At 45.2% G+C, this 22,194-nt stretch carries 13 protein-coding genes; all 13 read right to left on the bottom strand.

Going from position 1 to position 22,194, the window contains the following annotated elements:
* The 13 genes from HI950_RS04590 to HI950_RS04530 all read right to left on the bottom strand — a co-directional run bounded on the left by HI950_RS04590 (position 1) and on the right by HI950_RS04530 (position 21,825).
* Positions 1–2,226 carry an FAD-dependent oxidoreductase gene (locus tag HI950_RS04590; RefSeq protein ID WP_223285092.1) on the bottom strand — a complete coding sequence of 742 codons (2,226 nt, stop codon included), beginning with the start codon at positions 2,224–2,226 and terminating at the stop codon, positions 1–3.
* Positions 2,227–2,327: 101 nt separating this feature from the next.
* Positions 2,328–3,950 (bottom strand): response regulator transcription factor, encoded by a 1,623-nt coding sequence (locus tag HI950_RS04585; RefSeq protein ID WP_169081379.1) that lies wholly within the window; start codon positions 3,948–3,950, stop codon positions 2,328–2,330.
* On the bottom strand, positions 3,950–5,689 hold the full coding sequence (locus tag HI950_RS04580; protein ID WP_169081380.1) for a sensor histidine kinase: 1,740 nt from the start codon (positions 5,687–5,689) through the stop codon (positions 3,950–3,952). The genes HI950_RS04585 and HI950_RS04580 overlap by 1 nt, the downstream gene beginning before the upstream one ends.
* Positions 5,690–5,778: 89 nt before the next feature.
* Entirely contained in the window at positions 5,779–7,365 is a 1,587-nt protein-coding gene (locus tag HI950_RS04575; RefSeq protein WP_169081381.1) for an extracellular solute-binding protein, read from the bottom strand.
* 67 nt (positions 7,366–7,432) lie between these two features.
* Positions 7,433–8,302 carry a carbohydrate ABC transporter permease gene (locus tag HI950_RS04570; RefSeq protein WP_169081382.1) on the bottom strand — a complete coding sequence of 290 codons (870 nt, stop codon included), beginning with the start codon at positions 8,300–8,302 and terminating at the stop codon, positions 7,433–7,435.
* 13 nt (positions 8,303–8,315) lie between these two features.
* Positions 8,316–9,263, bottom strand: a complete 948-nt coding sequence (locus HI950_RS04565) for an ABC transporter permease (protein ID WP_169081383.1) — start codon at positions 9,261–9,263, stop codon at positions 8,316–8,318.
* A 513-nt stretch (positions 9,264–9,776) separates the two neighbouring features.
* Positions 9,777–11,150, bottom strand: a complete 1,374-nt coding sequence (locus HI950_RS04560; RefSeq protein ID WP_223285091.1) for an FAD-dependent oxidoreductase — start codon at positions 11,148–11,150, stop codon at positions 9,777–9,779.
* Positions 11,151–11,183: 33 nt separating this feature from the next.
* Positions 11,184–14,792, bottom strand: coding sequence for a discoidin domain-containing protein (locus HI950_RS04555; protein WP_317618289.1), 3,609 nt, complete (start codon positions 14,790–14,792; stop codon positions 11,184–11,186).
* A 124-nt stretch (positions 14,793–14,916) separates the two neighbouring features.
* On the bottom strand, positions 14,917–16,509 hold the full coding sequence (locus tag HI950_RS04550) for a response regulator transcription factor (protein ID WP_223285133.1): 1,593 nt from the start codon (positions 16,507–16,509) through the stop codon (positions 14,917–14,919).
* Between the two features lie 5 nt (positions 16,510–16,514).
* Positions 16,515–18,233 (bottom strand): sensor histidine kinase, encoded by a 1,719-nt coding sequence (locus tag HI950_RS04545; protein WP_223285090.1) that lies wholly within the window; start codon positions 18,231–18,233, stop codon positions 16,515–16,517.
* A gap of 205 nt (positions 18,234–18,438) precedes the next feature.
* Positions 18,439–19,971 carry an extracellular solute-binding protein gene (locus HI950_RS04540; RefSeq protein WP_169081386.1) on the bottom strand — a complete coding sequence of 511 codons (1,533 nt, stop codon included), beginning with the start codon at positions 19,969–19,971 and terminating at the stop codon, positions 18,439–18,441.
* Between the two features lie 59 nt (positions 19,972–20,030).
* On the bottom strand, positions 20,031–20,900 hold the full coding sequence (locus HI950_RS04535) for a carbohydrate ABC transporter permease (protein WP_169081387.1): 870 nt from the start codon (positions 20,898–20,900) through the stop codon (positions 20,031–20,033).
* A gap of 1 nt (position 20,901) precedes the next feature.
* Positions 20,902–21,825, bottom strand: a complete 924-nt coding sequence (locus HI950_RS04530) for an ABC transporter permease (RefSeq protein WP_169082187.1) — start codon at positions 21,823–21,825, stop codon at positions 20,902–20,904.
* Positions 21,826–22,194: the final 369 nt, after the last annotated feature.

Below are 22,194 nucleotides of genomic sequence, written 5' to 3'. Positions count from 1 at the left end.
TCACCTGACCTCACTTGTCGTTTTAGGAGCAAACAATTTTACAGCAAACACTTCAAAATAAGGCGAACCATAAGTTGCACAGAAATCAAACCGGATTCGGGTTACACATTTCGCATCCACCTTATGTTTATTCAACGTAAGATAATTGCCACGGATTTTAATTTCCCTCTCAGTTCCGTCTTCTAAGGTCAAGGTCACATCATAATCTTGGATAAGCGGCTTGATAGGATCGTCGAAATGCTCCAAATCCAGCTGCGAATTGAAAACAAGATGGATTTCGTCCAGATTTTTGGGGCTTGCAAACAAGAATTCCAACCATTCCTGTCTTTCCGTGCGTTCAGAAATCCAGCCGTTCGGCAGGCCATAAGGTCTGGAATAGCCATTGACGACATTCTCAGGATTATACATATTCTGGGATGGCAGCAGGTCCTTAAAGCAAATGCTTTTATTGAATTTCTTCAGCCTGGACGGCTCTTCCGGCCTATAATGGAAGCTAACCGCTCCTGTCATTTTCTCTTCATTGCTGTATACGGCAATGCTAGCTGTACCTTCTAGTACGATGTAAATTTTGTCGTCCGCCGGCTTCTTGCAGCCCAAGTCCAGCGTAATCCAGTCGTCATGACCGGCTGCAATAGCCAAGCGGTAATCTTTCAACTCGCAGGCGGGAACGTAGTTTTCCTTCCGTTCCCCACCAAACAGCTTCACATGCAGCGTTTCCGAATGCTCGGAAACATTTTTAACTTTGATCCGTACGCTTTCCGCCACGGATGTATGAATCGGCAAGACCAAACATAAACCATTCTCCAAGGGAATCTCTTCGGTTGGATGAGGATTGGCATAGCAGCGCTGAGACGAGGCACGAATAGTTAATCCGTCAGCGAAGTAAGGATCCAATGCCTCTTGAAGCCCTACAATCGTTTGTCCGTCTCGAAGCAACAGCGCTTGCAGTTCTCCCATATGAGCTTCGACTATCGCTGCGGGGTCTACCTCATATTTCAAGCATAACGAAGCAGCCGTTCCAACCGCCTGCCCCATACAACCGCAGGTTGCCATTACCCTTGTAGATCCGAAAGCAACATGGGTAGCACTTATATTGCGACCAGCGAACATCAGATTGGGAATATTTTTGGAATATAAGCTGCGGAAAGGAATATTGTACAATCCAGGCACGAAATTCCATGCTGTAGCCGGTCCCTCATCATAAATGCCCTTAGCAGCATGCAAATCCATATACCATCCCCCGACGGATACGGCATCTTCGAAATGCGGCTTTGCTGTGAGATCGTTCTGAGACAACATGTGATCCCCAATAAACCGCCTCGATTCCCTTTTTCCCGGAATTGGGCATACATAATCCAAGATTAGATGGTCCACATCATCAAACTCGCCGCTATTTTTGATATAATCCCAAATCCCGTAAACCAATTTCCTTAGCTCCAATGCGATGTCTTCATTGTTTTTGATAACATCCATATGCCCGCCGTACTCCAGCCACCACAATCCGCCTAGCCCGTTGATTTTTCTAGGAAAAGCCCGATGGTTCAAACCTTTTCTGATACTATCGAAAAAGCCCAGCTTCGTAATATCATAGGCAAAGCCAGGCCTCTTGTACGGAACGGGATATCCTACGTCACGGGCTTGAAAAAGGATCGTGTCTCCCATGGTGTAATGGTCCGCCACTTCAGGAGCCAAGTCTTCCTTGTATTCATGCTTCGCTTCTCTCCCCCATCTGAAGAGAGCACCAGCCTGATATCCCACGACCCCGTCTCCGGAGCAATCGATGTAGGTAGGGCTTTCAAAACGGAATTTTCTTTCGGAAGCGAGTTGAAGGCCCCCCACCCATTTGATTCTGCCGTTCTCCATTCCCGTTTCATGCACGCATGTATTCAGAAATAGAGAAATGTTAGGCTCATCATAGACCATATCCAACAAGACCGTATCCGAAAGCGAAAGCATAAGCTTCTTGTTATATAACGGATTATAGTGGAAAATCTTCATCTTGAGTTCTTCCACCACCCCGCCCTCACGCGCATAATAGGAAGGACTGTTTCCGAGATATGCTGACCCGTTGATATGAACCCTGACCTCGCTGCTGGCGTTCCCCCCAAGAACTGGCCGATCATTAATAAGTGAAACTTGCAGCCCTTGACGTGCGGCAGCAATGGCGGCGCATAGCCCAGCAATTCCTCCGCCTACGACGGTTACATCCGCTTTAATAAGCTCCATTTTGATACCCTCCATGATTAGATACATCTATCATGGTAGACTTTTTAATCCCCGTTTTTTTACATGATTTCGAGAAAAATTCATAGATTTTTTTTGCAACCTTATTTGGATTCATACCGTGTCATTTTTATCCGATATTGCTTGGGTGTATCACCCGTATATTCTTTGAATAGTTTACAAAAATACCCTTCGTTTACAATTCCCACTTCATCACACAATTCCAATATAGAATAATCCTGAACATACAACAGCTCAAGAGCCAATTGAACTTTTTTGCGATTGATGTAGCTGATAACGCCTTCGTTCATTGTTTTTTTAAATAGGCTGCTAAAATAGGAAGGAGATAAATTCACATCCTCGGCAATCGCCTCCAACGTTAAACGCTGTTTCAGATTTTTCTCTATAAACCGCATGGCTCTCATGATTTCTTCACGATGCAAAAGCTGGCCAGCGTGTACATATTCGAATGTGAAGTCGCCAATATACGCTAGCTGCTCCCGAAATGCCATAAAATTTATGGGAAACTCTGCTACATCCGTGGTCAATGTGTTCCCCGATTTAAATTTCGCAGTAATGTCTCTGTACACGTCTCGAAGCATAGGTGCCATGATGGACTTATGGATTTTATGCTCCGTAACAAATTGGTTTAAATCAGAAATTTCTTTCTCCAGCTCTTCCTTGGAAACTTTTCTTTGCACCCATGTAACAAAATCAGCCAGTTTCCGCTGAAAGTCCTCCTTTCTGTCATTACGGTAATGGAGCCGATGCACGGGTGTTTTGACTACTTTCTCTGCATGATAATAGAAATCCTCACTCACATTATTAGCTTCCATATAAGCTTGTTTGATGGAATCCCAGCCTCGATGCGGACTGCCAAAAGCTATGGATACCCTTTGATTCAAATATTGATGCAAATGGGAGACGATCTGATTACCCAATGTATGGCAAGCAAATTCCGTATCCATATCACTGCGATTATTTTCCCAGGAAAGAAAGCCAATAAAACGATTATCGGATAGATCCGTAGCTAAACCACTGCCACAATTCATCACAGTTTCTTCGATTACATTCGTAATCGCATATTTCAAGATGTTTTGGTCAACCGCTGAATATTCATTCCGGAAGCTTTCATACTGATTCATTTCAACAATAAAGCAGCAATAGTTGGCTTGAAAGAAATGGAACTGCATACGATTGGCGAAATCCGATGCGCGATGAGAAGGGATTTCGCCTCTGATCAGCTCGTTAAAAAATTGCTTGCGGACTCTATATTTATTTTCAAGTACAGATACGTTTAAAGATTGAAATTCCTGTTCTTTTTTCTTAACCTCATCCAAAATTCCGGCTGCCTTTTCCAAAGCTCGATCCAAATCCGTTTCCCTGAGCGGAACCTTAACAATGTACTCCAATACGTTGGCATGAATAGCTCTCTGTGCGTATTCAAAAGACGAATAGGCGGTCAAAAGAATGTATTGGGTATGAGGCAGCTCCGGCTTTAACTGCTCAATCATCGAAATCCCATCCATTCGCGGCATAACGATATCGGATATCACGATATCCGGCTTAAGCTTTAAGATCTCCTCTATCCCCTTCAGCCCATCATTCGCTTTTCCCACTAGATGGAATCGCCTTTCCTTATGGGAGAGCTCTCTAAAAAACAGTTCCAATCTTTGAATGATTAGATCTTCATCATCAACGATGAAGCAGGTGTACTCTCTCGCCATTATGCATCTCCTTTAAACAATCCTGCCGGGAATACGGCGCGGACACGGGTTATTTCCTTAGGTATGCTTATGATTTGCAGCCCGAACTGTTCCCCGTAATGAAGTCTTATTCGACCATGAATATTATTTAACCCGATTCTTTTCCTTTTTACTTCCAAATCACTCGGTTCTGAAATTAAAATATGCTTTATTTTTTCCGTTGGAATTCCCTCGCCTTGATCAACTACTTCTATCATGACGATGCCGCCCTCCCTGTACGCATGAATAGTAATATGCCCTTCGATTCCCCCGCCATTATAGCCATGGAAAATACTATTCTCCACAATGGGCTGCAGCAGCATTCGAAAAACCGGAAAATCCATTAACCCTTCTTCTATATTCTCAATTAAGTGGAAATGCCTGTTATAACGGATGTTCTGGATCGCGATATAGTCCGATACATTTTGCAACTCCTGACGTAGTGAAACCTTCTCCGAAGCGTCGGCAATCCCGTATTCCAATATTGAAATGAGAGACTCGATCACCACATCTACTTTCTCTATTTGTCCGAGGCGTATGACATTGCTGATAGAACCAAGCGTGTTATACAGAAAATGAGGGTTAATTTGAGACTGCAGCACTTGGATTTCCAGCTTCCGCTCAAGTTCATTATGAAGCTCCGCTCGCCGAATCAGCTCCACAATTTGCTGCAGCATACGGTCGAACGCTCGGGAAAGATCGCCGAATTCATCGTTGCGGTTGATGGTAAGTGTCGTTGTCAAATCGCCTTGCTCCACCCGTTTCATTTTTCTTTTGAGATCATAGAGCGGATTTCTTATATATTTGGCAATAAAAAAGGAAATGAACAAACTTAATAAAAGACCTGCAACTAGAAGCCCGATATAATAGGTTTCCAATCTGGACAACGCAGCTCCCAAGCGAGATTCATCGTTAATCGAGATGATGAACCAATTGAATTTCTCCGTCGGTTTCTTCAGAATGGAGACCGGCATGCCTGCTTTTGTATGAAGTTGAAGGCTTGTTCCCGTAGTATCAAGAATTTGTTCCGCTGACGTTTCCCCGATTGAAAAAGTATGATCCTGAATATTCAGGGGTCCCCTATTTTCAGAAAATCCGGCAATGATTTTTCCCGACGTGGTGATTAGGGCCAGATTCATTTGTTCTTTTTTATTAATCTTGAACAAGGTTTCTTCAATGGCATTAAGGTCCAAATCTACCGCAATGGCAATAGGAAACGGAGAGCCGTTCAAATATCGAACCATCGTAACTGTCCATCCGGAATACTTAGATTTATAAGGATCACTGACAAATGTAGTCCGTCTGTTCTTGTCGGCCGCATCAAATAAAGGTTTTCTGTCAGATAAAGGTTCATCGAAAATTCGAGTAGGCGTACTTCCGCCTAGTATGGATAAATCGCTTTTGATCAAGTAAATGTTACTGACGTAATTACTATTGAGCTCATATAGCTCTCTTAATTGCTTTTTAATCACTTCCGTATTATTTATGTTTGCTTTCACCGATGTTTCGACTGAGAACAAGATCGTCTGGAAGGAGGAAAAATTAATCGTCAAATATTGGTCGACCTTGTCCAGTATTTGGTTCGTGTAAAAAATGTCATTGGTTCTTATTTCCTTTTGGACATATCGATAGGACAATTGGCTTATCAAGATTATGCAGCTTAATACAAACGCCAACACGATAAAAAATAATTTTAATGGCAAGCTGATTCTTCTTCGCATCGGTCATCTTCCTTTTAAACCTGTAATAAACTAAGAATAGCATAGGACAACAAAGAGAGGGGCTACTTATAGCCTCTCTCTTTGTTTATTTACTTGATTAAGCCTGCTTCTTTAAATTGCTTGATTGCTGTGTCCTTATATTTCTGCATATCAAACTTGGTCTCCAACGTGTTGAGGAAATGATCCCAGTTGGTAAGAGGGTCTTTGCCAGTCATAAATTTGACCAAGCTTTCATTAATGAAACGTTGGCGGTCAGCTGCCAATGTATCGCTCGGGTCTGCAGTCAATAAATTCCCGGGCAAAGTAGGCGCCACATATTGCTGATTGTTCTTAAATGCTTCTGCCGTCTTTGGATTCTGGAAGCTGAAATACTCGGCATCATCACCACGGCGCGGCATTCTATAATGATCGACCCACAGATATTTTTCTTTCATTTCTTTCGTTAAATCGGGGGTTTTGTTTTTAACCTTGCCGTCCACCAGATCCCAATGAATACCTTTAAGGCCATATGCGAAATAAGGGTATGCTTCTTTGTCCGTAAAGAGATATTCCAGCATAGACAGGATTCGAATAATTTTGTCCTTGTCAGCTTTCTTGGAAATGGCCCATGAATTGCCTTGGAATGATTTTCTCTCCACGATTTGATCGCCGTATGGCCCTTTCATTGGAGGAATGACGATCCATTCCGGCACCTCTCCGCTAATTTCTTTCATTTTCTGCTGAGCATCCGGTTCCAGCCTACGGGCATCCCTTATCATGAAGCCGATTTTCCCCTTATATAACTTTTGGTCCAACAAATCGGGAGTATTCATCGTCACCCAGTCTGGATCTACAACTTTGGCTTCCATCATTTTATTGATATAAGCAAGCGCTTCTTTCATTTTTGGGTCGGTAAACAGGAACACCGGTTTATTGTCTTTCACTTCAATGGCTGAGGGAGGATTGACGCCAAACATCCACATCAAACTATCGAAGCCGTAGGTTTGCAGATTGCCTTCTTTATTCATTCCGCCTATGAACCCATACGTATCGTTCTTGCCGTTTCCGTCAGGGTCTTTGTCTGTAAAGGCTTTCATCACTTCGAACAGCTCGTCAGAGGTTGTCGGTACTTTCATATTCAACTTTGTCAGCCAATCGTTTCGGATGAAGAAGCTTCGACTGATCCCGTTTACATTATCATAACCTGGAACGGCAATGGTTTTTCCTAGATAGGTCATCGCTTCCCATGAGTCTTCGCCAAAACGCTTTTTCAATTCGGGAAATTGATCCAAGTATGGTGTCAAATCCGCAAGAACGCCTTGGTCATAATATTGCGCGAGATCAGCCCGGCTCTTCAAGAAGATCAAATCTGGAATATCTCCGCCAGCAATGAGCGTATTTAATTTAGTCGTTGCTTGCCCTGATTGAGGAATCATCATTTCCAAGTCGATATTCACTGCTTTTTCCAACATTTGGCGTTGGATATCTTCTTCACGGGGAGGAAGCGGAGCAGCAGCGTTGAAAGTGCCTTGGTTAAACATCGAGATCTTCATTTTGGTTGAAAACTGGCTAGGCTGGCCTTGCGAATGACTCGAAGCTGTCGATATAACTTCTCCTTGTTCCCCACATCCTGACAATACCGTTGCCACACCCATTATTGCTGTCAGAATAGCAAATGAAATCTTTTTACGCTGCATAATGACCTCTCCCTTTGCTTATATATTATCACGGTTTCCCCGTAATAACTTAGGTTCGAATGCCTTTTTAACCTTTAACCGATCCCAAGAGCACACCTTTGGTAAAATGCTTTTGCATAAATGGGTATACGATCAAAATCGGAACCGTAGTCACGACAACTGCAGCCATTTGCACAGCGAACGTACTAACAGCTCCGGAATTGGCGAGCGAATCAGCGCTTTGTGTTGCGACGTTAAGCAGGATGTTGCGCAAGATAACTTGAAGCGGCATGAAGTTGGAATCATTGATATAAACAATAGCATCGAAATAACTGTTCCAATGGCCGACTGCGTAAAATAAGGAAATGGTGGAAAGGACGGGCAAGGACAGGGGTAAAACGATCCGCCATAACGACTGAAGCTCACTTGCACCGTCTACCCTCGCTGATTCCTCGATTTCAGCAGGCAATTGCTCGAAAAAGCCTTTAATGATCACCAGATTAAATGCACTAATGAGATGTGGAATAATCAATACCCACGGACTGTCTAGCAATCCAAGAGAGCGGATTAATAAATAAGTCGGAATTAATCCTCCCCCAAACATCATGGTAAAGACAATGAATAGTAAAAACGGGCTTCGACCAGGCAAATATTTTTTGGATAACGGATAAGCCGCTATTACCGTAAAAAACACATTAAGCACAGTGCCTACAATCGTTCGAAACAACGTAATTTTATACGCCTGCCCGATACCATGAGAAATGAATACTTCTTTATAGGCTAGAAAAGTAAAGGATTCTGGTATAATAACGATTCCTCTTCTTAACACTTCCGATTCTGGCGTCACTGAAACAGCAACCACATATAAAAAGGGAAGTAAGCAAAGTAGGGATAGTAAAATAAGAATAAAATAAACGACTGCTTGCCATACTTTTTCCCCGATTGTCAAATTGATCATTTTGAAAACCACCTCACCAAATTTGCCCATCGAATTTTTTGGCGAGCTTGTTCGCAGCCAATACTAAACCAAATCCGATGACAGCTTTAAACAATCCCACAGCAGTAGCCAAGCCAATCTTAAGGCGCTCCAACCCTTCACGGTATACCCATGTGTCGATAATGTCGATCTTCTCCTGGTTAAAGCTGTTGGCAAACATGAATATTTGGTCAAAGCCAGCATCCAGAATATGGCTTAATTTAAGGATCAGCATCAGAATAATGACTCCTCGAATGCCGGGAAATGTTACATGCCATAGCTGTCTCCACTTGGAAGCGCCATCAATCCGAGCCGCTTCATATAAGCTGGGATCGATTCCTGCTAATGCTGCAAGGTACAATATCGCTCCCCATCCAATATCCTTCCATATTTCAGATAAGATGATCAGCAGTCTGCCCCAGGCAGGCTCCGTTAGAAAGGAGATGGGTTGAACACCGATTTCCTTCAAAATCATGTTAAAAAGACCATCCCCTGGGGCTAATAATGCCACCATCATTCCATACACAATGACCCATGACAGAAAATGGGGCAAATAAGTAATCGTTTGTACGATTTTCTTAAACCATTGGGTATAAACTTCATTGAGAAGCAAAGCTAGCACGATGGGAGCGGAGAAACCGAACAATAGCTTATACAGCGATATGATAATCGTATTTCGCATGATGTCCCAGAAATAAACGCCGTTCATAAAATCTGTAAAATTTTTAAATCCCACCCATGGGCTATCCCATAGTCCCAACGCTAGGTTATAGTTTTTAAAAGCAATAATGATTCCCGCCATAGGAATGTATTTGAATACGGCAAAGTAAACTAATGCCGGGAATAAGAGAGCGTACATCACTTTATACTTTTGTATCGTTCTTATCCATGAATTCCGCTTTTTGGGGAGGGGAATGGCGTCCGCTGCCAATTTCGCTTGCATATCATCACCTCGTCTTTATTTATATTTGTATAATAGCACCCCCCTATCGGATAAATTTCTGTAATTTCAACAATTTCTTATAAGATATTAAGTAAGTCGGGCCTGGGATAATTCCAATACAATAGCTTGATGTCATAAATAACAAGAACTTTATCCCATTCCGACTTCGTCGCCTTGTGCGTCCATAAACTGCAAATAAATAAACACCAAGTAATAATTCGTGGCTATCTTTCGTAGAAATTTATTTTTATATCTGCCTGTGGGAGTCGAATCCTGAGAGCTATTTAGTACAACACAGCTCGCTACCAATGGGGATAAAAAAAGATGACTCCTGATGAATACAGAAGCCACCTTTTTATTACGTATCTACAAATAGGGTTACAGTTCACTGTAGCTATCTGACAATTTTACTCAGACGTAGGATAAAGTCACTCACAAAAAGGATAACCAACTTTTCATAAGTAAAGATGAGGAGTTCTTTTAAAGTGAGCCAACTTCTTGTGTGAGCGTGGATCAGAATGCTTTGTCTTCAACGATAACCTCCCATTTTTCTCCAAGCCATGCTCCTTGATTGACCAGTAAACGTTGAAGCGTTGTAATATCCACATCACGGGATGAACCGTGCATGCTGCTGCTTAAAGCAGCGGCTGTTCCGGCAGCCTGCCCCATTGCAAAACAATTTGGCATGACCCGCAGCGAACCTTGTACGACACGATCGGCAGATGCCGCCCTACCCGCTACCCATACATTTTCAAGTCCCTGAGGAAGCAGTGAACGATAGGGTACGCCATGGGATTTCCCCGGCGGCAAATGGCGAATTTGCATATTATCCTTGCTCGTAGCCATATGAATGTCGATAAAATATGCGTTCCGCGCAATGTCGTCTTCGAAGCTCCTCATTTCCAGAAAATCTTCTTGTACCAGCATATAATCGCCGACGATTCTCCGCGTCTCCCGAATCCCGATCTGTTCACCGGTGCTGACCAAGTGGGCATTCTCGAATCCCGGTACATATTTGCGTAAAAAGTCTACCTGCACTTTTACAAGCCTGCGGCCTTCGATGGCTGCCCGCGTTAAATCCTCCGCATTAGTTCCGTCTATCCCAAACACATGACCAAAATTCACCCCGACCAAGTAATCCGAGACCCATGCAAACCCTGAAACATCTTTGCGCCCAACAGGGAGATCCCCGTTCTGCTGGGCAAGCGCGACCGCTTGGGGTATTTGTCCCGTATCCCCGCTCTCATTTATATACTGTTGGAAGCGCCTGCGATCCACGTTGGTTAGAATATAGCACATGGTACCCGGCTGCAGCTCTCCCGAGTCTCCGCCTTTCTGGAAAGGCGCTCCGGCCATCGCGGCTATATCGGCATCACCGGATGCATCGATCACATAACGGGTCTTTACTACAGACCTGCCCGATTTATTTAATATGACCAGTCCGTCGATCCGGTCTCTGTTTGCGTTCAAGATCACTTGACCGGTAAAGGTATGGAATAAAACATCCGCGCCGCTCTCGAGCACCGCATCATCGTACACACGTTTTAATACTTCCACATCAATGGGTACCCAATCCAATTGATGCTTATACTGACTTTGAAAGTCTGCACTGCACTGCTGCTTCATACGCTCCAGCAGTTCAAGGCCAATTCCCCTTATTACCGGTTTTTCGTGATCGGTAAAAGGGCAAAATGCCGGAACCAACGAGACTGTAGCCATGCCCCCGAGAAATCCCCTTTGTTCGATAAGCAGCGTTCTGGCTCCGTTTCTTGCAGCGGCAATAGCCGCAGCAATACCTGTAGGCCCCCCGCCAATAACAGTAACGTCAACCTCTTTAATAATTGGCAGTTCTTCGGACATCAGCTTCATCGTACGTATCATTGTCATCGTACTTCCTCCCGGTAATATTCTTTAAATTCATTAGGCAATAATCGTCTGAGCCCATCTGATCAGGATGCTCGTTTGTTCACTCTTCAACGAACGTCCGTTCTGGTCCGTTGCTTCCTTAACATAAGACGCAAGTAAATCCTCTGCTGCGGCCCGGTCACCGCGGTCAACCGCAGCTTTCGCTTGATCCAACTTATATTTCAAGGATCTGGCGATACCTTCCCAGCCATTGGCATCCGTTGCTTGCAGCAATTCCGTTGTCACTGCCTTTAAACTCTCAAACGTTACCGAAACCGTAAACGCATGGGCAGCTGAAGTTCGATGGCCTGCCATATCTTCAGCGGTGACGGCAAGCTTATGCTCACCTGGCTCCAGGGAATACGCTTTGACCTGAAGCAGGGAGTTGTCGCACGGTGTACCGTATACGCCTGAAAGGGCATCGGTTGCGCTGCAGGCAATGGTAATCGTCTGATTTATCGCGTAAGACGCTTCCCCTGTAAATGTCACAACCGGTGCCGTCAAATCCGTTTTCACCTCCAGCAGCTGTGCTTCTTCCACGTTGTCCGAGTGGTCTACGGAACGATAAAGCAACGGGTACTGCCCTTCTTTCGTCAACGCGACCGGACCCGAGTATACGGTCCAATGCACGCCTCCGTCCAAGCTGTACTCTGACTGTTTGACGCCGCTCGGCCCCTTGTCTGTCCCGTTCAAGGCCAGCGTCGGCGCAGCTGCATACCATCCATTCACTCTTAGCCCTTCCAGGTTCAGGGCGGTAACTGGAGGAGTCCTATCCGCGTAGCTTGCCTCAAATTCCATTAACCGTGCAATTTTATCGCTCGGATTCGCCGGTACCCCTCCCCAAGTAGGTTTTGTTATATTCAACTGAATAGCTGTCGTTTGAATCGGATCGAATAGAAAGTGATTATACTTGCCGTAGAATCCGTCTTTATCGTTGTCTGTTACCGTTATTAACGGCTTCCATTCGCCTCCGTCAAAATACGTGATATTGAAATCACGGATATGCCATTTTTCGCCGCTTGCCGCCCCGCTCCACATCTTCAATTGATTGATCGTTTGGGGAGACGCCCATTCAATTTTGAGAAAATGAACTTCCTCATTCCCCTGAGACAACCATCTTGTTGCCAGGCTGCCGTCGACCGCGTTTTCTTTGACGTTCGTGCCGTTTATGGAATCCGCGGTTAATTCGGCAAGCTGCGCTACGTTATGGATAATAATCGGGCCGAACGCCTCGGAAGGCTCTGATATACCGCCTGAATTTTTAGCCTTGATCCGATAAAAATATTGAGTTCCGCTGCCTGCCAGAGCGTCTTTGAAAGGTCTATCCGTTTCCGATAGGTCAGTTCCTACCACTGTCCAAGGCCCTTCCGGTGCATTCGCCCGCTCCACGTCATACGTATCCGCCCACTTTACCGTCTCCCAAGAGATAGACGATACCGATTGAAACGGAATGATAGCCGGCGAGTCTGGCACAGGGGGAACGGTAGATGCCGTAATAGGACCGACGACGTTGGACGGACCCGAAATTCCTGCAATATTTTCCGCTTTCACCCTGTAGTAATAGACGCTGCCGTTAACGGCCATTGTATCTTGAAACGGTTTAAACGGAACATCGCTGTCCAATACGTCCGCCCCCGCCGCAATCCATGGCCCTTCAGGAGCTTCCGCTCTTTCAATGACATACGTTTTTGCCCCCGCCGAACCCCTCCAGTAGATGCCAAGGACCGACTCAATCGGAAGCAGGTAAGGGGCATCGGGAATTTCTATTGGCGGAACAGGTAGACCGCGAATTTCAAATGCTTTTTCCCGTATCATTTGCATAACGGACGTTTCGTCATAAGAATCTCCTGAAGGAAAGCCCGGCCAACGGTAGTCGCCTGCTTTGTTGTAAAAACCGCCCTCTTTATGATGAAATTTCAATGTCCACAGAAGTGCGCCGGAAGTTCCGTTTGAAATCGCTTTATCCAATAGATTAGTGTAATTCGTTGTATCGGAATGACCGAATTCGCCAATGATGAGCGCTTTTTTGCCTAAGCTGGCATTTCTGTCGGAAACGTTGCGCATGGCGTAGTTAGCGCCGCCGCTCTCATAATAATGGTTGGACACGATGTCCACATTCGGATCGTTCAAAGAAGCCGTACGGATGCCGTAGCTCCCATCCATTACCAAGTGATTGGCGTCTATGCTTTTGATATAGGCGCTCATTTCTTGCGTCCATTCATCGGTCGGATACAGTTCATTCCCCGTTTCCCAAGCCAATACGGCCTTATCATCCTTGTACTTGAGCCCTGTATACGTATTAGTCCGGTTCAAGACATACTGGACCAGATGTTTATAATCTTCCTTAAGCTCAGGATCGGTGTAAAATTGATTTTGGGCTTTACCGCGAAGAGCAGCAAACTGCTTAATTCCTCCGACATGCTCCCAAGTGTCTATGAAAGGAATGATTACCCGGATTCCATATCGGTTGGCCAGCTCCAATACTTTATCCAAATCACGGAAGAAATCTTCGTCATAGTCCCTTAACCCGTTAATATGGCTTTTCTCATTCCCGTTGGCCGTCCCGCCCTTAATGGTGAAGGTGTACAAGCGAACGACGGCTCCTCCCATTTGCTCCAAGGATTTAAACACGTCTTCCTGCTCCCAGGCGTCCGCACGGTGCCACTCCGGGCTGGGAATATAGGTCAGATTGGAGCCGTTTAAAGAGATAAAACGGAATTCCGACGTTCCATCCCATAATTGATCCCCGCTCCGAGTAATAAAACGTTCGAAGCCTGTGGAAGGCTCGTTGCCCGTACCCGCAAGAGGAGTCCCGGAAAAAAGCGTCCCAGCCGATACATTTCCCGTCTCATCCACCGTTTGCAGTCTAAACACGTATTCCTCTCCGTTCGTAAGACCGGGCAGTATCCGTTTTTGCACCCCTTTGCTGATAGTAATCACCTCTGCTTCGCTGTTTTCTCTCGTCATTAGGATATGACTCAAATCTTGATCAGACGGATCCGTCCACAATAACGCCAATTGCCCGTCTCCTGCGACGATTTGGAGATTTCCGATTTCTCCGGGCGGGGTTTGGTCATCAATAGGCAAGGAAACGGCATTCACTTCAATTTCGGCAAGTCTGGCTATTTTATCGTCAGAAGCGTTGAAGCCGCCCCAGCTTGGTTTTGTAATATGCAGCCTAAGTCTTGAAGTAGTGACTGGATCAAATTGCAAATCATTATACTCCCCCGCATTATTGTCCTTGTCGTTATCGACGATAGACGCCAAAGCCAACCAAGCGCTGCCGTTCCAGTAATCCAGCGTGAAGTCGCGAAAATGCCAATTGTTCGCGCCCGTTCCCACATTGCCGCTCCATACCTTGACTTGATTAATCGTCTGCTCCTTCTCCCAAGTCATTTCAAAAATATGTTCATACGTACCGCTGCCCGAAACCCAGCGTGACGCTTTGTCGCCGTCCACTGCCTTATCCGCCGTGTTGCTTCCGGTTACCGAATCGACGGTTAATAACGCTTCTCCGGCAATATTGCGGGCCTCTTCCGCCCTTGCGGTTGAGTTCCCAAGGGGAATTACGCCTAATACAAGCATGATGCAGAGCATAATAGCTATCCATGGTCTTGAGCGCACGTTATACTTCCTCCTCATTCTCTTATTTTATAGTTATTATAGTAGGGAATCGGACCGTTTCTTAGAGCACGCTCATGACATGTACTGCTCGGATCATGACTAATTTCAAACAAAAAAAGCGAGATTAGCTTGGCTTCATCTCGCTTGGCAATATCCCCCAATATTTATGAAATACTTTAGAGAAAAATCCGACATTCGTATACCCGACCTGCTGCGCCGCATTCTGCACCTGCGCCCCTTCCAGCAGCAGCCTTTTAGCTCTGATCATCTTTCGTTTAAGGACGTACTGCGAGAATGATTCCCCCACTTCATGCTTAAATAGACGGCTCAAATACGATTTGTTAACAAAAAAGCGGTCTGCGATCCCGTAAAGATTCAGCTCTTGGCCAATTTCCTGCTCGATTAAATTCAAGATCTCCTGAATCATCTTATGGCCGCCGGACTGGTTCCGCTTTAGGGCGTAGGAAGTCATCCTCCGAACGATCCGGTGCATGCAAATACGGATTTGTTCCTTGCTCTGGAGACTAAGCGAGTGTTGGAAATAATGAAAGTCTTCCCCGACCACTTCCCGGATGGACCAATTTTTATTATGAATGATACGGAGCAGGGTATGAAACAAATAGAGTACATGGACCTGCACCTCGTCGACGGAGGTTGCTTTTTCGATTGAGTTTTCAAGCAGTTCGTCGATTGCGGCAGCCGATTTAACCGGATCACCGACTTCAATGCCGATTTCAAGATTATTGCCCGTGATGGATGCTGCCTGGACCGTCTCGCCGGGCTGCTGTTCCTCGTTGAATGGAATCGCAATATCGTGGCCATAAATGACCCTTTTTAAGATAGCCGCTTTTGCCTGATGATAGATTTCAGGAATGTTTCTCTTCTCCGCTATTACCCTGCTAATTCCTGCGCTGGCTGTTACCTTTAAGCACTCTTTGAATGTGGACAGTACTTTTGTGGCCGAAAAATGCACCCGCAGCTGGAAATCCCCTTCGGTCTCATTCTCTGCGCTCTGAAACAACACCACTGTAGAGCCGTTCAGATCTTGAAATAATCCCCCTTGGTTTTCGGTAATGGTTTCCCCTGCGATACTGCGAAGCGAAAATTGCAGCAAAGCCGAATCTAAATCGCTGAATCGTTCCTCCCCTTCCAGCAGCGGATCGGTTTCCATGATCACAAGGGAAAATAGCCGTTTCCCTTCCAAACGAATCATCAGTTCCTTGCTTCTGCGTTCGATCTCCCAATCCGAATAGGCGCCGGTAATCCAGTTGTTGAAAAACATATCCTGCAGCCGGGGAAGATGCTCCAGCCATTTCAGCTTCAGCGCTTCGTGACTATGCTGCTCCTCCATTTCCTTTCGAAGAAGCGTTTTGCCTTCTAGGACGGCATGCAGGATCTCGTCATTGCTGGCGGGCTTAATTAAATATTTCAGCACACCGGACTCCATAGCGTCCCGCGCATACTCGAAATCTCCATATCCGCTTAAAATAATCATTTTCATCCGCCTGTCCAGTCGACGGATCGCCCGTGCGAGGGACAAGCCATCCATTTCAGGCATTCGGATATCTAAGATCACGATATCGGGTTTGGTACGTTCTATCATTCGGAGCGCTTCCATACCATTCTCGCAAAGAGCGACAATATCGATCCCGTGCTCCTCCCAAGGAATCATTGCTGCTAATCGATTGCGGATGCTGCTCTCGTCTTCCACGATCATTAAATTCAAGTCGTTTCACTCCCGTCTTCCCTTCCATGATCCGTTACTATCGATGAGTCCAGCGGTATGAGCAGCATAACGCTGGTGCCCTCGCCTGAACCGCTTCTTATATCCAGCTCCGCAGAGTCGCCATAATGCAGTTTCAATCTCCCTTTCACATTGCGTAATCCAAACAGCTCTGTAGGAGTTTGTCCTTCCGGCATCAGCAAATCGCTTCCCTTCGCGGATATTTTCGCAAGCTCCTGCCCGATATAGGCTAACCGATTTTCTGGCATTCCAATGCCGTTGTCCTTTACTTCCACGATTAGATAGGGATCGCGGGCTTTGGCTGAAATGGTCAGCTCCTTGTGCCCCGACTTTTTTTCCAACCCGTGCAAAACGGCGTTTTCAACAACCGGCTGGAGCAGCAATTTGAGAATCTTCATATGTTTGACGCGCTCGTCCAGATGGAAGGAAATATTAAAATCGAATCTGCGCTGCTGAACATTTAAATAGTATCGAATATGCTCGAATGTCTCGGAAACCGTATAGACTTCCTTCCCTTTCCCCAGGCTGAAGCGGAAAAACTTAGATAAATTCATCACCATTTCTCCAATGTCATCAGCCTGGTTCAAGATCGCTTCGGAGTAGATGGAATCCAATGTATTATACAAAAAATGCGGGTTGATCTGGGATTGCAGCAATTTCATTTCCGTTTTAATGAGCATGATTTGCTTCTCGTACACATCCTCAATTAAATGCCGCTGCTCCATAGCCATATGATTGAAGGAATCCATCACATATCCGAATTCATCCGTCCGTTGATGGGAAATTTGCGTATCCATCTTTCCGATTCTGATTTGTCTCATGGCTTGAACAACCTGATTGATCGGTTTCGTTATTCCGCTATATACGAACCACGATATCCAGATCGCGATAAACAAGCTTACCGCAATAATCATATATATCCATAACTGCAGCTGCTTCGTTTGTTGAAAAACATCCTTCTCGGGCTGGATCATCGTAAGCGTCCACCCGGAGGTTTTGGAAGTCGCTCGTACCATCAGCATCCGTTGATCATAACCCGGAATCTCTCGGATCACGATGTCCCGGTCTTCGTCCTGCCATATCGGCAGCTGCACGTCTTTGGTTCTGGTGCCGGCAACAACCTGACCGTCTTCAGTCGTTAGAAACAGCTGTGCGCTGCTGCTCGGAAGCAAGCTTTCGATTAAGGAGGTGAAGTAATCCTTCTTTAACGGGAGCAGCAGTATGTTCTTATTCCTCTGCGGATTCAGCAAATTGATTAACCGCATCACTACCATATTATTCGTGCTGTAAACGGGATCCACCTTACCATTGGCATCATATCGGTTTTCCTGCGGAAAATAAAAAGTGACTCTCCCGTTGGCACGGATTGCCTGCTGAACCCATTCTAGTTCTTCCTTCCGCTCTTCCTTTTGGTAGCCTGTGGTAGAGAGCAGGGTGCCGGAATCATAATGAAACAGAGAGGCTTGAGAAATCACCTGATTGTTCGACGTGACGGAGATTAATTGCTTGGTTGCCTTCTGGAAATCCAGTATCGATTCCGGCGTTAGCCGGTCTCCCGCATGCTCGAAATTTCTTTGCAGATCGGGATCATTGGCCAGGACGGATGACATTTCGTAGACGCCCTGCATCGTCAAATCGATATAATTCATCACGGATAACATGGCGTTGCGGGTTCTATCTCCTATTTGATCCTGCAATATCGCCCGGGACCGGAAATTAGAAAAGATAGAGACAGCGACCAAAGGCAAGAGAATCAGTAAGAAGAAACAGGTAAGACGGAATTGAACCGATTGTCTGAACCGGCTTCTAAATAAGTTCCATGTCAACTCGATCAGCCCCAATGACGTTAATGAAAGAAAAGGCGCCCGCCCGGAGCACCTTCAACTCTTTCATTCTACTTTATTAGTTGGCACTCTTAAAGGCTTCGTTCACTTCCTTCGTAATTTCTTCACCGCCCATACTTTTCCATTGAGTTACGTAGTTGTCGAATTCATCGATTGGCGTATTGCCCATAATCATTTTCGTGAATGTTTCCTGCATCAGCTTGGTCAACTGTACGCCATTTTTGCCCATCGATTGCGTTGTCGGGCCCGTGTATTGATTCTTGATCAGCGCATTGCTCATTGCCGTTACGTTATCCCTCAATTTGTACTCCGGACCGAGCGCGTCCAAACGCTCCATATCGACTTCTTTATCCCATGGCGCCGAATAGTCCAAAATATTGTTCCGGTAAACATGCTTATTATGTTCCTCGAAATTCATGACCAGCTTCCCGCTCTCCCTTGAGGAAATCTGGTGCTCCGGCAATCCGAATTTAATCGGCTCATGCCCCTTGCCATTTGCGAAGTTGAACATTTTGACAACCTCGTTCACATGTTTGCTTTTTGCCGGAACGATACTGTAGCCGGTCACCATACTCGAAGAAGCGATACCGGATTGGCCATCTTTGCCGGCGGGATATTCGAGAGCCGTCCACTTGGCATTCGCATCATTCGTCTGGTTTGTCAGGATCGGCCCCCGTGTATCAAACCATGTTGCGGAGAACAATCCTGCTTTTCCGCTCGCAATCTTTTCCTCTATGTTTTTGTTTTTGTTAAGCGCCCACTCAGGGTCTATAAGCTTGTTTTTATATAATTCGGCCAGAAAGGCAAGAGCTTCTTTCGTTTCCGGCAGGATCGATGAATTGATCAGCACCCCGTCTCTTTCAACCCACTGATTAACAGCGGAATTTCCGATTAACGGCACTCCAAAGGCGCCAAAGAAAGGAGCCGTGCGCGCCAAATTTTCGCCGATTAATAGACCAATCGTATCATGCTGTCCGTTACCGTCCGGATCTTGCTCCACGAACGCACGAATAACCTTCACATACTCATCCAGCGTCTTAGGCGGTTGAAGTCCTAATTTCGCCAACCAGTCCTGACGGACATACATGATATCGTTCCCGTTGATATGTGTAACGGAGGGAATGGCATAAATTTCACCATTTATCGTTACAGCATCCCAAGCTTCTTGCGGAAGCGATTTCTTTAAATCGGGACCAAATTGCTCAATCGCCTTATCAAGCGGCTGCAGCGCTTTTTGATTAATCATATTAATAAACCACGAAGCATCCTGCGTGTAGATCATATCGTTGTCTTCGCCGGAGGACAGAATGACATTTAACTTATCTTGATACCCGTCGCTTGGGGGATAAACGACATGGACATTCAAATTGGTGTTTTCATTAATGTACTTTTGATATGGGTTATTGTTCTCGTCCATTCCGTCCAAAAATTTGCGTCCCACGTTAGGCTGCACAATGTTAATCGTTACAGGTTTTCCGCTGTCTTTATTGTCCGGGCTTCCCTCTTCGTTTTCAGGTTTGCCGCAACCGGCAAACAAAGCTGCACTCATTGCAGATACAACCAACACGGTTAAAAACTTTTTCGTCTTCATCTTTTTGTTCAACCCCTTTAATTGATAGTAAAATGTATGGAAACCGTTAGCAAGGGAATTTACCCTTTCACGGAACCAATCATGATTCCTTTTACAAAGTATTTCTGCAAAAAAGGATACACAAGTAAGATAGGCAAAGTGCTGGCAATCAGCGCGGACGCTTTAAGAGATTCGACTGCAAGCAATTGTCTTTCAAGGGCATCCGTGGTGTTAATATTCGTCGAATTGGACATGACCATTTCCCTTAAATAGATCTGAAGCGGCTTTAAATTGGAGTCCGTTACGTACATCACCGCATCAAAGAACGAATTCCAATGGCCGACTGCATTGAATAACGCGATTGTTGCGATTGCCGGCATGGACAACGGAATGACAATGCGAAACAAGATTCCTAAATTAGAAGAACCGTCGATTCTTGCTGATTCCTCTAGCTCATTCGGGATCGATTGAAAGAAGCTCTTCATAATGACAACATGAAAAGCGTTAACAGCTCCGGGAATGATATAGACCCAGAATGTATTTAGAAGATTCAAGTTTTTGATGAGGATATACGTCGGTATCATTCCACCGCTGAAGAGCATCGTGAATACGATTAGGAACATCACCGGGCCTCTGCCCTGGATATAGGTTTTGGAAAGAGGATAAGCAAGCAAGGATACAAGTATCACATTCAGGCATGTTCCTAGAACGGTTCGCTCTACGCTGATCAGGAACGCCTCGGTAAAAGACGAATCCTGAAATACTTTGACATACGCTTCCGTCGTCCATTCAACCGGCCAGAATGAAACTTCTCCGGACATAATGGCACGGTAGCTGCTAAACGATTGCGCTAATATGTGAATAAAAGGCGCAAGAGTCAATAATCCGAAACAGGCAAGAGCGACGTAGTTAAAGGCCGAAAAGCATTGTTCTCCCCTTGTCATTCTCATCTTAGTAGATCCCTTCCTGGCCCATTTTCTTTACAGCCTTATTAACAGCAATAACTAGAATCAAGCTAATCACTGATTTAAACAAACCGACAGCCGTTGAGTAACTAAACTGGGATTGCCCTAATCCGATCCGGTATACGTAGGTTTCGATCACGTCGGACACTTCATAGACCAAGGAATTATATAGCACGAATATCTGTTCAAACCCGACATCCAGCACATGTCCCAGCCGCAATAAAAACAAGACTATAATCGTTCCCATAATCGATGGAATCGTAATGTGCCATAATTGCTTCCATTTATTTGCGCCATCCATCACAGCCGCTTCATATAGCTGCGAATCTATTCCAGCGAGCGCTGCCAGGTAAATAATAGCTCCCCATCCTACTTCTTTCCAAATATCGCTGATTACAAGAACAGCCCGAAACCATTGCGGATCCGCCAAGAAGAAAATAGGCCCCAATCCAAACCATCCCAATACTTCGTTAACCGCTCCGCTGGTTGGCGATAATAGATTGGTCAAGATCCCGCCTAAAATGACCCAAGAAAGAAAGTGAGGCAGGTAAGCTAGCGTTTGAATGCTTCGTTTATAAAACATGCTGCGAATTTCATTCAATAGAAGCGCTAGAATGATCGGCCCGGGGAAGCCCCATACAAGCTTGTATAAACTGATGATAACGGTATTACGGAATACCTGATAAAACTGGGCGTCCTCAAGCATGCTCTTGAAATGCTTCAATCCGACCCACGCGCTTTCTCCAAAACCCGCAAATATACTGTAATCTTTAAACGCAATGAGCACTCCCCACATGGGGAAATATTTAAAAACAATAAAGTATAACACGCCTGGAAACATGATCAGGTACAAATCCCAGTATTGCTTTAAATTGTTCCATCGCCGCTTATTTCTAAGCAAGGCTATCATCCTTCCAGATGAACGTGGTCTGGTAACCGTTTCCTGCTGACCCACTATAATCACCTCTTTTCTTTTATACTGCTATTGTAAATGCCCTTCAGCATACTTCATATGCAACTCCGGTGACTTGAAATGTTCCTCTGATGACATTCGAGAATGCCAGCGTTCGTCTCCGTCTATTTGTATCCGGCACAGCCGGCAGTCGAATCAATATATCGACGTTCAATTACATAACTAAGGCTGAAACTCATCGAAAAAAAAGGGCTGTCCAATAGGTCTTTTCAGACCTATTGGACAGCCCCTTCTTCTTATACGATAAGGTCAGCTTATTTCTTGGGATTATCGACTTTCTTTATTTTGCATAGCCTGTTTTATTAA

It is taken from the genome of Paenibacillus sp. PL91, from assembly GCF_012935325.2.
Taxonomy (GTDB): Bacteria; Bacillota; Bacilli; order Paenibacillales; family Paenibacillaceae; genus Pristimantibacillus.
The sequence above is the reverse complement of the archived record's forward strand: the minus strand, read 5'-3'. Positions and strand labels throughout refer to the sequence as shown.